General features: G+C 72.8%; 11 protein-coding genes. 6 read left to right on the forward strand and 5 right to left on the reverse strand.

The window, feature by feature from the left end; translation table 11 throughout:
- From ACRX5S_RS34045 to ACRX5S_RS34055, 3 genes are all read left to right on the forward strand, one after another.
- Nucleotides 1–738 (forward strand): LLM class flavin-dependent oxidoreductase (locus tag ACRX5S_RS34045; RefSeq protein WP_436777066.1); only part of this gene is annotated, 738 nt, incomplete at its 5' end.
- A gap of 102 nt (nt 739–840) precedes the next feature.
- The gene (locus tag ACRX5S_RS34050) at nt 841–1,965 is read left to right on the forward strand and encodes an LLM class flavin-dependent oxidoreductase (RefSeq protein ID WP_436777067.1); all 1,125 of its coding nucleotides are present in this window, start codon (nt 841–843) and stop codon (nt 1,963–1,965) included.
- A gap of 96 nt (nt 1,966–2,061) precedes the next feature.
- On the forward strand, nt 2,062–2,853 hold the full coding sequence (locus tag ACRX5S_RS34055; RefSeq protein WP_436777068.1) for a hypothetical protein: 792 nt from the start codon (nt 2,062–2,064) through the stop codon (nt 2,851–2,853).
- A 106-nt stretch (nt 2,854–2,959) separates the two neighbouring features.
- On the opposite strand, the gene ACRX5S_RS34060 is transcribed toward ACRX5S_RS34055, so the two are convergent.
- On the reverse strand, nt 2,960–5,587 hold the full coding sequence (locus ACRX5S_RS34060) for an FtsX-like permease family protein (RefSeq protein WP_436777069.1): 2,628 nt from the start codon (nt 5,585–5,587) through the stop codon (nt 2,960–2,962).
- A 3-nt stretch (nt 5,588–5,590) separates the two neighbouring features.
- Nucleotides 5,591–6,355: an ABC transporter ATP-binding protein gene (locus ACRX5S_RS34065; RefSeq protein WP_436777070.1), complete on the reverse strand. Its 765-nt coding sequence runs from the start codon at nt 6,353–6,355 to the stop codon at nt 5,591–5,593.
- A 140-nt stretch (nt 6,356–6,495) separates the two neighbouring features.
- Between ACRX5S_RS34065 and ACRX5S_RS34070 the strand changes: the two genes are divergently transcribed.
- Nucleotides 6,496–7,140, forward strand: coding sequence for a response regulator transcription factor (locus tag ACRX5S_RS34070; protein WP_436777071.1), 645 nt, complete (start codon nt 6,496–6,498; stop codon nt 7,138–7,140).
- On the opposite strand, the gene ACRX5S_RS34075 is transcribed toward ACRX5S_RS34070, so the two are convergent.
- A complete protein-coding gene (locus ACRX5S_RS34075) occupies nt 7,078–8,382 on the reverse strand; it encodes a sensor histidine kinase (protein ID WP_436777072.1) in 1,305 nt (434 codons plus the stop codon). The two genes, ACRX5S_RS34070 and ACRX5S_RS34075, sit on opposite strands and share 63 nt — an antisense overlap.
- Nucleotides 8,383–8,534: 152 nt before the next feature.
- Here ACRX5S_RS34075 and ACRX5S_RS34080 point away from each other — a divergent pair, with 152 nt between their 5' ends.
- Nucleotides 8,535–8,882, forward strand: a complete 348-nt coding sequence (locus ACRX5S_RS34080; RefSeq protein ID WP_436777073.1) for a DUF1330 domain-containing protein — start codon at nt 8,535–8,537, stop codon at nt 8,880–8,882.
- A gap of 101 nt (nt 8,883–8,983) precedes the next feature.
- Here the strand turns inward: ACRX5S_RS34080 and ACRX5S_RS34085 are convergent, their stop codons facing one another.
- Nucleotides 8,984–9,796: an NmrA family NAD(P)-binding protein gene (locus ACRX5S_RS34085; protein ID WP_436777074.1), complete on the reverse strand. Its 813-nt coding sequence runs from the start codon at nt 9,794–9,796 to the stop codon at nt 8,984–8,986.
- 116 nt (nt 9,797–9,912) lie between these two features.
- Here ACRX5S_RS34085 and ACRX5S_RS34090 point away from each other — a divergent pair, with 116 nt between their 5' ends.
- Nucleotides 9,913–10,872, forward strand: a complete 960-nt coding sequence (locus ACRX5S_RS34090; RefSeq protein WP_436777075.1) for an AraC family transcriptional regulator — start codon at nt 9,913–9,915, stop codon at nt 10,870–10,872.
- Nucleotides 10,873–10,942: 70 nt separating this feature from the next.
- On the opposite strand, the gene ACRX5S_RS34095 is transcribed toward ACRX5S_RS34090, so the two are convergent.
- Entirely contained in the window at nt 10,943–12,559 is a 1,617-nt protein-coding gene (locus ACRX5S_RS34095) for an amino acid permease (protein ID WP_436777076.1), read from the reverse strand.
- Nucleotides 12,560–12,639: the final 80 nt, after the last annotated feature.

Genomic DNA, 12,639 nt, shown 5'->3' on the forward strand with positions numbered 1-12,639 from the left:
CCCGGCATCGAGGACATGAACCAGACCAAGGACATCTGGGAAGACGTCATCCGCGAATTCCCCAAGATGTGGCTCCAGGACGAGTACGAGGGCTACGAGGGGCGCTTCTGGTCCCTGCCGCCCCGGCGCATCCTGCCCAAGCCGTACGGCAAGGCCCACCCGGCCATGTGGTACGCCGCCGGTTCGCCGAGTTCGTACGCGATGGCCGCCAAGCTCGGCCTCGGCGTCCTCGGCTTCTCCATCGGCGACGTCGCGCAGGCCGAGAAGGCGGTGGCCGACTACAAGCGGCAGATCGGCGGCGCCGAGCCGATCGGGGCCTTCGTCAACGACAACGTGATGGTGACGTCGACCGGGTTCGTGGCGGAGACGCGGGAGGAGGCGTACCGGGCCGCGGTCGACTCGCGTCTGATGTACCTGACCAGCAACGTCTTCCGGTACCACGACACGTTCCCGCATCCCGAGGGCATCCCGTTCTGGCCCGAGACGATTCCGGATCTGACCTACGAGGCGGTGGAGTTCGCCGCCGACGCCGGCGCGATGATCGTCGGCGACCCGGACACCGCGATCAAGGCGGTCAGGCAGTACGAGGCGGCCGGCGTCGACCAGCTCACCCTGGGCCTGGGCGCCGACACCCCGGAAAGCACACTGCGCACCATCCGCCTGTTCGGCGAGCACATCATCCCCAAGATCGACAACGACCGGGAGCACCGTACGACCAAACTCCGCAACGCGGCCTGACACCCCGGCGCCCTGAGCCCTGGACGGCCCGACACCCCGGGGCGGCCCGACACGCGAGGACGACGCGAGGACACCGCGAGGACGACGCGAAAGGGAACCACGATGGAGTTCGGAATCTTCATTCAGGGCTATGTCCCCGACAGCGTGCGCGAGACCGACCCGGAGGCCGAGCACAACGCGCTGTTGGGCGAGATCGAGCTGGTCAAGGCGGCCGACGCGGCCGGCTTCAAGTACGTCTGGGTCACCGAGCACCACTTCCTCGACGAGTACTCGCACATCAGTGCCAACGACGTCGTACTCGGTTATCTCGCGCATGCGACCGAGCGCATCCACCTCGGCTCCGGCATCTTCAACCCGCTGCCGAAGGTCAACCACCCCGCCAAGGTCGCCGAGCGCGTCGCGATGCTCGACCATCTCTCGCAGGGGCGCTTCGAGTTCGGCACCGGCCGCGGGGCGGGCAGCCACGAGATCCTGGGCTTCCACCCCGGCATGACGGACATGAACGGGACGAAGGCGATCTGGGAGGAGACGATCGCCGAGTTCCCGAAGATGTGGCTCCAGGACGAGTACGAGGGCTTCGAGGGCGAGTACTGGTCCCTGCCGCCCCGGCGCATCCTGCCCAAGCCGTACCGCAGGCCGCACCCGCCGATGTGGTACGCGGCCGGCAACACCGCGTCGTACGCGATGGCCGCCCGCAAGGGCCTCGGCGTGCTCGGCTTCTCGGTGGGGTCGCCGGCCGAGCTGGAGCCGGTGCTCGCGGCGTACAAGTCGGAGATCCGCAACGCGGAGCCGGTCGGCGCGTTCGTCAACGACAACATCATGGTGACGAGCAGCGCGATCTGCTTCGAGGACCGCGAGCGGGCGCGCGAGGTGATGATGCGGCCGCGCAACACGTACCTCCAGAGCCTGGTGTTCCGCTACCACGACACGTTCCCGCACCCGCCGACCGTGCCGGTGTGGCCCGAGTTGATCCCGGATCCGACGCCCGAGGTCGTGGACTGGATGCTCGCCGAGGGCACGACGTGCTGCGGCGACCCCGACGACGTGCTGCGGCAGTGCAAGCGGTGGGAGAGCACGGGCGCGGACCAGTTGACGTTCGGGCTGCCGGTAGGCCAGACGATCGACGAGGCGCTGGAGTCGATCCGGCTGATCGGCGAGCACGTCATCCCCAAGATCGACACGGATCCCGTGCACCGTACGTCGCGCTTCCATGACGCGGCGGCCTGACCGCACGTCCGCGACGGCCCCGACAAGTCAGCGGGTACTGACACGGCATCAGATCTGACGTACTGTCAGCCAGGACTTTCGGCGAAAAGGAACACCATGGGCTTCAAGGAGTACCCGATCCGCGCGACCGGGATGCTGTTCACCGCGGTCGACCCGGAGCGCGGCCACGAGGTCGAGTACCACCGGTGGTACGAGCGCGACCACTTCTACGCCGGCTGCATGATCGGCCCCGGCATGCTGGCCGGCAAGCGCTGGGTCGCCACGCGCGAGCTGAAGGACCTGCGCTTCCCGGCCGAGAGCGACCTCGTCCCGGCGATCGACGCGGGCTCCTACCTCGCGATCTACTGGGTCAACCAGGGCCAGTGGGACGAGTGGAACGCGTGGGCGGTCGAGCAGGTCAACTGGCTGTACTCGAACGACCGCGGCTTCCCGAACCGCACGCACGCGCACACCGGCATGTACCTGCACGACCGCCGCTGGTACCGCGACGAGGACCCGGTCCCGGTCGAGCTCGCGCTGGACCACGGGTACGAGGGCCTCGTCTCGCTGGCCGTGCAGCGTGCCGAGGGCGTCTCCCAGGAGGACCTGGAGGCGTGGTTCGACGCGAACCTGCCCAAGTTCCTGAGCGGTTCGGCGGTCGAGTCGGTCGCGGCGTGGACCGCCGTGCCGCTCGCCGACGACGCGCCCGCCTTCGTCCCGCGGGACCCGAACGCGGCCACGCGCAGCCTCCAGCTCTACTTCCTCGGCGGCGACCCGCGCGACAGCTGGGACGGGTTCCGCGCCTGGGCGGACCAGATCAACGCGTCCGGCATCGGCACCGTGACCTTCGCGGCGCCGTGGATCCCCACCATTCCGGGCCGCGACACGTACACCGACCAGCTCTGGTAGACCGCCGCTGACGACCCCCGCCGACCCGGCCGCCACGCCCGGCGGCGGCACCGCACCAGCCGACGACGCCGGTACCGGGATCCGACCTGGTACCGGCGCCGCCGCTTCACCGCCCCGCCAACGCGGCAAGCGGCCGCGAGCGCAGCGTCAGCGCCACCGGGATCGCGCTCGCCAGCAGACTGAGCCCCGCCGCTCCCCCGAGGATCGCGGCGTAGTCCCCCAGGGGCAGGTCCAGGGCGACGGTCCCGGTGAGCGCACCCTGTGCACCCGCGAGGGTGACGCACGCGATGGCCGTGCCCAGGATCGTGCCGATCCCCGCGGCGACCGCCGTCTCCAGAAGCACCGTCGCGGCGACCTGCCGCCGCGACGCCCCGGCGAGCCGCAGCAGCGCGAACTCGCGGGCCCGGTCCGCGGTTCCCACCACCAGGGTGTTCACCAGGGACAACGCGGTGAAGACGACGAGCACGCCCAGCACGAGGTAGCTGCCCGTCGCGTTGCGCGCGAGCGCCGTCTCGGCGTCCGCGGCGAACTCTCCACCGGTGCGCACCCGTACGGTCGGGTGTGCCTCGGCGTACGCCGCCAACGCCGCGTCCAGTTCGGCCTGTCGCCCGGGAGCGGCCCGCACGAACACCGCGTCGTCGAGGTCGGCGGCCGTGCGTCCGGCCAATGCGGGTGCGGCGAACACGAAGTCGGCGAAGCCGAGGGCCCGGTCGAACACCGCGACGACCGTGAGCCGCGCGGTCGTGCCGTCGCCCAGTGTCACCGTGATGCGGCTGCCGACGTGCCAGCCGTGTTCGCCGGCGTGCGTGCGGCTGACGGCGACGGTGCCGGGCCCGGCCAGGGCCGCCAGGGATCCGGAGCGCACGCCGAGGTCGAGCACCCGGTCGGCGGCGACCGGGTCGACCGCGGCCGCGGGCAGGACGTCCGGCGTGCCCAGGACCCGGGAGACGACCGTGCCGTGGCGGGTCGCCGAAACCGCCGCCGCCCCCGGCATGTCCCGTACCGCGCCGCGCAGTTCGGGTGGGAGGCCCACGGACGCGTCGGCCGGGGTGAGCACCCGGTCCGCGACCGTGCGCTCGCGCGCCTGGCGTCCGGTGACGTCGCCCAGCACCGCACCCACCAGCACGACCTCGCCGGCCATCGCGACGCTGAGCAGAACCGCCGCCGAAGCCCCCGCCACCCTCCGGATCGCGGCGCGCGAGTTGACGTGGGCCAGGTGGCCGGTCGCCCCGCCGAGCAGGGCGACGAGCCCGCCGACCGGCGGTTCGAGCACGCGGGTCAGCGGCGCCGCGAGGAGTAGCGCGGCGACCAGGAGCAGCAGCAGGACCAGCGTCTGGAAGGCGACACCCACCTCGCCGCCGAGGTGCTGCGCGAGCACGAAGAGCGCGGTGGCGGCGGCGAACGCGAGCAGCGCACCCACCACGCGCGGCCAGGTGACCAGGCGCGAGGGGGCCTCCGCCTCGCGCAGCGCGTCGGCGGCGCGGACCCTCGTGGCGTACCGCGACGCCGTCAGCGACGCCGTGAGAGCGAGCAGGACGCCCGCCCCGGCACCGGCCGCACACGCGCCGGGCCCCACCGTGACCACGAGTTCCGCGGGCACGTCGGCATGCGTGACCAGCAGTTCGCGCAGCCCGTGGGCGACCAGAACGCCCAGCAGACAGCCGGGCACAGCCGCGACGAGCGCGACGGTCAGCGCCTCGGCGGACACCATGCGGCGGATCTGCCAGGCGGTCGCTCCGACCGCCCGCAGCAGCGCGAACTCCCGGGCCCGGCCGAGCAGCGCGAGCCCGAACGCACCGGAGATCGCGAACACCGACAGGAACGCGCCCACCCCGCCCATCAGTCCGAACAGGAGCGTGGCGTCCGCGAGCGGGCCGCCGACCTCGGGAGCCCCCGCGCGGCTCTTCGCGTCACCGGTGAGCAGGCGGGCGTGGACCTGTGCGGCGCCGCCGTCCGCGGCGGTGTCCGCGGATCTGACGCTCACCCCGGTCCCGGGTCGGTCCAGGGCGCTCCTGAAGCGGGCGACCAGGCTCTCGGCCGACGTGCCCGGCCGCGCGAGGACACCGATGTGCGCGACGCGTCCGGGAGTCCCGGCGAGCCGTGCCGCGACCGGGTCGGACACGAACAGCACCGAGCGCGACGGCAGTCCGCCGCCGGAGAGGCCGGGGGTCTCAGGTGCGGCGATCCCGACGACCCGGAACTCGGACGTCCCCTCGCGGGTGACGACGCGGGTGGACGCCCCCGGGCGGAGGCCGAACGCGCGGGCCGTCGCGGCGTCGACGACGACCTCGCCGTCGGCCTCGGGCGGCCGCCCGTCACTCAGCCGGAACGGCGTCAGGGCGGCCGCGGACCACGGGTGTCCGCTGAACGCGGCGACGTCCGGCGCGGCGTGCACGGGCCGGTCCGCGATCCGGGCCGGGAACGGCGTGTCGGCCAGGACGTCGCGCACGCCTTCGACGCCGCGCAGGTCCGCGACGAGCGCCGCGGGCAGTCCGATCGGCCGGTCAAGCGGCAGCCGGGTCACGTTGCCGCCGTCCGTGGACTGGAAATCGTGGTCCGGTTCGACGACCACGGCCGCCGCCCCGAACCGGTCGGCGGACGGCGTCGCGGCCCGTCCCGCGAAGAGCAGCCCCAGCCAGGCGGTGACGAGGGCGACAGTGACGGTGACTGCGGCCAGGGTGCCGGCGAGGGCGGTCTTCCGGGTCCGCACCGAGGCGAGGGCGATGCGCAGCACGGGTCAGCCGCCCATCCGGGTCATGCGCTCCGCGACCCGGTCCGCCCGCGGATCGTCCATCGTGTCGACGATCCGGCCGTCCGCCAGGAACACGACGCGGTGCGCGTACGCGGCGGCGACCGGGTCGTGGGTGACCATCACGAGCGTCTGCCCCCAGGCGTCCACCGTGCCGCGCAGCAGGGTCAGGATCCCGCGGCCGGACGCCAGGTCGAGCGCCCCGGTCGGCTCGTCCGCGAACACGATCTCGGGCCGTACGACGAGCGCCCGGGCGATCGCGACCCGCTGCTGCTGGCCGCCGGACAACTCGGCCGGCCGGTGCCCGAGCCGCTCCCCCAGCCCGGTGCGCTCCACCACCTCGGCCAGCCACGCGGGTTCGGGCCGGCGGCCGGCGAGCCGCATCGGGAGTTCGATGTTCTGCCGGGCGGTCAGCGTCGGCAGCAGGTTGAACCCCTGGAACACGAAGCCGATCCGGTCGCGGCGCAGCCGGGCGAGGCGCGATTCACCGAGCGGCGCGAGGTCGGTGCCGCCGATCAGCACCCGCCCCGCGGTGGGCCGGTCGAGTCCCGCGGCGCACTGGAGCAGCGTCGACTTGCCGGAGCCGGAGGGGCCCATGACGGCGGTGAAGGAGCCGGGCGGCAGGTCGAGGCTGACGCCGCGCAGCGCCTCGGTGGCGTGTCGGCCGCGGCCGTACGACTTCGCGATCCCGTCGAGGCTGATCGCCGGGCGGGTGGCGGATCCGGCGTCGTGGCCGGCGGCCCGACTGCGCACTAGGTCTCCCGTTGGATCGGCGGTTCGGGTGGGGTGGCAGGGAGGGAGGACTGCCGCGGTCCAGCCTGGCCGGGCCGGTTCACGCGGGGTATCCGGCCGGCCCCCGGCCCGGGTAAGGGTCCGCACTTAGGATCACGGGCGTGAGGGTGGTGATCGCCGAGGACGGCGCGCTGTTCCGCGACGGGCTGGCCAGACTGCTCGCGGAGCACGGAACCCAGGTGGCCGGCACCGCTGCTGACGGTCCGTCACTGCTGGAGCTGGTGGCCGCGACGGTGCCGGATGTGGCGATCGTCGACGTGCGCATGCCGCCGGGGCAGCGCAGCGAGGGCGTCGAGGCGGCGTTGCGCATACGGCGTGAACACCCGGGGACCGGAGTGCTGTTGCTGTCGAACCACATCGAAACGCACCACACGCTCCGGCTGTTGTCCGACGACGCGCACGGTGTGGGCTACCTGCTCAAGGACCGTGTCGCGGACGCCGCCGAACTGCTGGGCGCGCTGCGGCGCGTCGCGGACGGCGGGTGTGTGGTGGACCCGCTGGTCTTCGCCCGGCTGCTGCACCGGCGGAACGGCGACGCGGCACTCGCCGCGCTGTCGGCACGCGAGCGCGAGGTGCTGGGCCTGATGGCCGGGGGCCTGTCGAACGCGGCGGTGGCGCGTCGGCTCGGCCTGCGCACGAAGACCGTCGAAGTGCACGTGCGCAGCATCTTCGCCCGGCTGGGGTTAGCGAAGTCCCCCGACGACCACCGCCGCGTGCTGGCCGTCCTGGCCTACCTCGCGGGGTAGTTCGACGAGGACCGCGGTCCCGGCCCCGCGCGGGCTGGTGACGCTGAGCCGGGCGCCGAGCGCATCCGCACGGTCGGCCAGCGCCGACGCCGGTCCCAGCGTTGCGCCTCCTGCGCCGTCGTCCGCCACCTCGACGGACAGCGTGCGGTCGGTGGCGGTGAGGGTGACCGACACCTGTCCGGCCCTCGCGTGCTTGGCGCTGTTGGCCAGGGCCTCGGCGACGGCGAAGTACAGTCCGCGTTCCACCGGTTCGGGCAGTCGCGCGGGCCAGTGGGGGTCGGCGGCGACGCGCAGCGGCACCGGCGAGCGTTCGGCCAGCGCTTCCAGGGCCGAAACGAGGCCCGCCTCGGCCAACACCGCCGGGTACGCGCCGTGCGCGATCTCGCGCAGTTCGGCGAGGGTCAGCAGGACGTCCTCGCGAGCCTGGTGCCAGGCCGCATCGGTGCGTTCGCCCGCGAGGAGGAGCAGCAGGGTGGCCAATCGCTGTTGGGCGCCGTCGTGCAGGTCGCGCTCGATGGTCCGGCGCGTGTCGTCGCCGACGGTGACCAGGCTTGCGGCCAGGGCCTGTTGGCGCGCCCTCAATCCGGCGATCCGGGCGTTGACGTGGCCCGCGAGCAACGCGGCAGGCCACGCGACGAGCACGACGAACAGGGCCGCGGCGACGGCGTCCGACGCGGCGGGCCGGTACGGTCCCGGCCAGAACAGGGCGACCTGCCGGATCCCGAGCAGCAGCACGAGCAGCGCGCCGGTCAACCCGAGGACCGAGCGGTCCCGCCCCGCCAGGAAGAGGACCAGCAGGACGAGGGTGTACGCGGCGACCACGACCGCGGCGGGGCCCGGCGCGAAGCCGGTCAGCCAGGCGAGCACGGCGGCGGTCTCCACGAGGTAGATCCCGGCGACCACCGGGCGCGGCAGCCGGCCGCCCGTGGTGAGCGCCAGATGCGCCAGTGCCGCGAGGGTGAGCGCCCCGGCGAGGTTGCCGGTGACGTACGCCGCCGGGTGGTCCAATGCCTGCACCCCGGCGAGCAGCACGCCGAGCCCGGCCGCGGCGGCGAGGAGGCGTCCGAGCAGCAGCCCGGCGCCGACCAGCGCCCATCCGGCGAGCAGCCCCGCGCCCAGCAGGAACGCCCGGCCGGACAGTGAGAGCGCGGTGTCGTCGCCGAACTCCCCGACGACCGGCGGAACGGACAACAGTGCCGCGGCGATCGGCACCAGGCGGCGGAGCGGCGCGGTCGGCGGCATGCCGTCAGGATAGGTGCGGGTGCGCCCGCGGCGACTACCGATGCGTGACTGATTCCGCGTCCCCCGCCCGCGCGTAACTTCTCGACCTGCGGAATGCAACGACAGGAACACCCCGCCAGGCCCCGTGGGCCGCCCGACCGAGGAGAACACCCGTGACCGCGTACGTCATCGCCAACTTGCAGAACGCCGCACCGCACGCCGACATCGCCGAGTACATCGAGCGGCTTCCCGGCACGATGGAGCCGTTCGGCGGCCGCTACCTCGTCCACTTCGCGGAGCACGCGGTGAAGGAGGGCAGCTGGCCGGGCCACCTCGTCATGCTCGGCTTCCCCGGCATCGCCGAGGCCCGGGCCTGGTACGACTCGCCCGCCTACCGCGAGATCGCCCCGCTGCGCACCCGGCACATCAACGGCGACCTCATCATGGTCGAGGGTGTGCCGGACGGCTACGCGCCGACCGCGGCGGTGCAGGCAATCCGCGCGGCGGCGGGGACGTCCTGAGGCGGGCGTGTCCTGAGGCGGGGCCCTGAGGCGGGCGTGCCCTGAGGTTGCGGGCTCGTCCTGACGCGGGCGCACTTCCTGAGGCCGCGTCACCCGTCGCGTCACCCGCCGCCCACGGCCTCCGCCGCCCACGCCGCGAACGAACGCGGCTCGCGTCCCAACACCTCGCGCACGTCGTCCGTTTCGCCCTCCGACACGCCCTCGCGGATCACCTGGAACAGGCTGACCAGGACGCCGACGAACTCCTCCGGCACCCCGACGCCGCGCAGTTCGGCCGCGTACTCGTCTTCGGTCACCGGACGGAACCGCGGCCGGACACCGAAGGCCGCGCCGAATTGGTCGACCGCCTCGGTGAAGGTCAGGCTCTCCGGCCCGGTCAGCTCGTACGCCCGTCCCGCGTGACCCGGCGCGGTCAACGCCTCCGCGGCGACCTCGGCGATGTCGCGCGCGTCGATGAACGGCTCGCGCCCGCCGCCCGTCGGCAACCGCAGCTCGCCGGCCGCCAACGGTCCGGAGAACAGCGGAAATTCGGTGAAGTTCTGGTGGAACCAGGCAGGCCGCAACAAAGTCCACTCGGCCCCGGACTCGCGGACCGCCGCCTCGCTGGCCGCCTTCATCTCCACGTGTACGTCGTCGCGGCTGCGGGCGGAGAGCAGGACCTGGCGTACGACCCCCATCTCGACCGCGAGCGCGCTGAACTCACCCAGCGGGACCGGCTGTTCCGGCTCCACGAGGTAGACCGCGGCGGCACCGGCCAGCGCCTCCTTCCAGGTGTCGCGGTCGTGCCAGTCGAAGCGCGGCGACGTCGAGCGCGAGACCGCGCGCACCGGGTGGCCGCGCCGGGCCACGGATTCGGCGACGTGGCGGCCGGTCTTGCCGGTGCCGCCGAGGATGAGAATCGGTGATGTGTTCATGCGTCCAGCCAACCGCGGCACACCTGGACGGCAAATGCTCACGGGTCCATGTGCGATGTGCGTACGTCCAACCCGCGGCCCGGCGCCCGGACCACCGCCGTGTCTATCCTGGGCGGATGGACGCGCTGGCCACCCTTCTGTACGACTCGCGCGCGCACGGGGCGATGTTCTGCCGTTCGCTGCTCGACTCCCCGTGGGCGATCCGCTTCGCCAACGACGCCCCGCTCACGCTGCTCACCATGCCGAGCGGCGCGGGATGGGTGCTGCCCGACGGAGGCGCCCCGGTGCGCCTGGACACCGGCGCCGCGGCGATCGTCCGGGGTCCCGCGCCGTTCACCGTCGCCTGTTCCCCCGGCTCCGCGCCGCGCGTCGTGGTCCTGGCCGAGGACCGGTGCACCGACGAACTCGGCCGTGACCTCACCGAGTCGGCCCGACTCGGCCACCGCACCTGGGGCGACCGACCGGACGCCGAGGCGGTGCTGCTGACCGCGGGCTACCAGCTCCACGAGGACATCAGCACGCACCTGCTCGCCACGCTGCCGGACGTGGTCGTCGTCCCGGCGGACCGCGCGGACTGCCCGTTGATGCTCATGCTCCTCGGCGAGGTCGCCGTCGACCGCGCGGGCCAGCAGGTCTTCCTCGACCGCCTGTTGGACCTGCTGCTGGTGTCCACGCTGCGCACGTGGTTCGACGGCCTGGGCTCGGACGCCCCGGCGTGGTACCGCGCGCTCGGCGACCCGGTGATCGCCCACGCGTTGCGGCTGGTGCACGACGACCCGGCTTACGCCTGGACGGTCGGCGAACTGGCCTCGCGCACGGGCGTGTCGCGCGCCGGGTTCGCGCAGCGCTTCTCCCGCGTGGTCGGTGAGCCGCCGATGACGTACGTCACCGGCTGGCGCGTCTCGCTCGCCGCGGACCTGCTGCGGCGTACCGACGACACGGTCGCCGCCATCGCCCGGCGGGTCGGGTACAGCGACGGCTACGCGCTGAGCGCGGCGTTCACGCGGCTGCGCGGTACGCGGCCGGGCGAGTTCCGCCGCCAGGCCGCGGCGGCCGCGTCGGCGCGTACGGCATGACCGACCCCTCCGGGCCGACGCCGGCCGCCGCCCCGGCCCAGCCGATGCCGCGATGCCGACGCCGCCCCGCTCAGGACCCGTCGTCCGGCCGCCGCGGATCACTCGGCGGCAGCCCGTCGCCGTGCGGCGGGACCTGTCCCGGGGGCGCGCCGCCGGGGATCTCCTCGTCGACGACCGGCGAGACCCCGGGCACTCCCGGCTCGGTGGCCGTCGCCGTCGCCCCCAGGCGGCTGTTGCCGCGGCTGTAGAGGAAGTAGATGAGGAATCCACCGGCCATCCAGACCAGGAAGCGCCACCAGGTCTCGACCGGCAGGTTGATCATCAGCCACAGGCAGGCCAGCACCGACACGATCGGCAGCACCGGCACCCACGGTGTGCGGAAGGCGCGCGGCAGGTCGGGGCGCGTGCGACGCAGCACGATGACCCCGATCGACACCACCACGAACGCGAACAGCGTGCCGATGTTGACCAGTTCGGCGAGTTCCTTGAGCGGGATCAGGCCCGCGACCACCGCGACCACGATGCCGAGCGCGATCGTGGAGCGGTACGGCGTCCGGTACACCGGGTGCGTCTCGCTGAAGAACTTCGGCAGCAGCCCGTCGCGGCTCATCGCGAAGAACACCCGGCTCTGGCCGAGCAGCATGATCATCGTGACCGACATCAGGCCGGCCACCGCGCCGATGTTGACGAACCAGGCCCAGTGGCCCGCGTCCACGGCCTTGAAGGCGTCGGACAGCGGCGCGTCGATCGACAGTTCGGTGTACTTCTGCATGCCGGTCACCACGATCGAGACGGCGACGTACAGCAGGGTGCAGATGGCGAGCGAGCCGAGGATGCCGATGGGCAGGTCCCGCTGCGGCTTCTTGGTCTCCTCCGCGGCGCTGGCGACGATGTCGAAGCCGATGAACGCGAAGAACACCGTGGCGGCGCCGAAGAAGATGCCCATGACGCCGAACGCCGACGGCTCGAAACCGCTCGCCCACTCGATGAGCGGCTGTTTGAGGCCGCCTCCGGTGTCGGCGGGCGGCTGCTTGTCCGGGATGAACGGCGAGTAGTTGTCGCCCTTGATGTAGAACAGCCCCGCGAAGATGACCAGCAGCACGGCGGTCAGCTTGATGGCGACGATCAGCGCGGTGAAGCGCGACGACAGCTTGACGCCGAAGACCAGGATCACGGTCAGCAGCAGCACGAGCAGCGACGCGGGGAGGTTGAAGCCCCAGTCGTCGTCGGTGCCGCCGTTGATCGCGTTGGGCAGCGTGATGTCGGCGGACGCCAGCAGCGACTGCACATAGCCGGACCAGCCGACCGCGACCACCGCGGCGCCGAGGGCCAGTTCCAGGATCAGGTCCCACCCGATGATCCACGCGGGCAGTTCGCCGATCGAGGTGTACGCGAACGTGTAGGCCGATCCCGCCACCGGGACCGTCGACGCGAACTCCGCGTAGCACAGCGCCGCGAGCGCGCACACGACGCCGCTCACGATGAAGGAGAGCGCGACCGCCGGCCCCGCGGTGTCCCGTGCGACGGTGCCCGTCAGCACGAAGATGCCGGTGCCGATGATGACGCCGACGCCGAAGACCGTCAGGTCCAGGGCGGAGAGGGCGCGTTTGAGCCCGTGTTCGGGATCCTCGGTGTCACGGATCGACTGCTCGACCGTCTTGGTGCGGAAAGGGCTCGATGTGGGCATGACCTGACCCCGCTTCGCTTGGTGTCAGGTCATGAATAGCCGTTTTGGGATGGAACATTCCTATATGCCAGTCGGGGCGT

The organism is Yinghuangia sp. YIM S09857, from assembly GCF_051388915.1.
In the GTDB taxonomy this organism is placed as follows: Bacteria; Actinomycetota; Actinomycetes; order Streptomycetales; family Streptomycetaceae; genus Yinghuangia.

Bases quoted from the DNA above. Each gene is read 5' to 3' on its own strand.
- ACRX5S_RS34050 (WP_436777067.1), top strand. From the start codon at position 841: ATGGAGTTCGGAATCTTCATTCAGGGCTATGTCCCCGACAGCGTGCGC.
- ACRX5S_RS34075 (WP_436777072.1), bottom strand. From the start codon at position 8,382: ATGCCGCCGACCGCGCCGCTCCGCCGCCTGGTGCCGATCGCCGCGGCA.
- ACRX5S_RS34055 (WP_436777068.1), top strand. From the start codon at position 2,062: ATGGGCTTCAAGGAGTACCCGATCCGCGCGACCGGGATGCTGTTCACC.
- ACRX5S_RS34090 (WP_436777075.1), top strand. From the start codon at position 9,913: ATGGACGCGCTGGCCACCCTTCTGTACGACTCGCGCGCGCACGGGGCG.
- ACRX5S_RS34095 (WP_436777076.1), bottom strand. From the start codon at position 12,559: ATGCCCACATCGAGCCCTTTCCGCACCAAGACGGTCGAGCAGTCGATC.
- ACRX5S_RS34085 (WP_436777074.1), bottom strand. From the start codon at position 9,796: ATGAACACATCACCGATTCTCATCCTCGGCGGCACCGGCAAGACCGGC.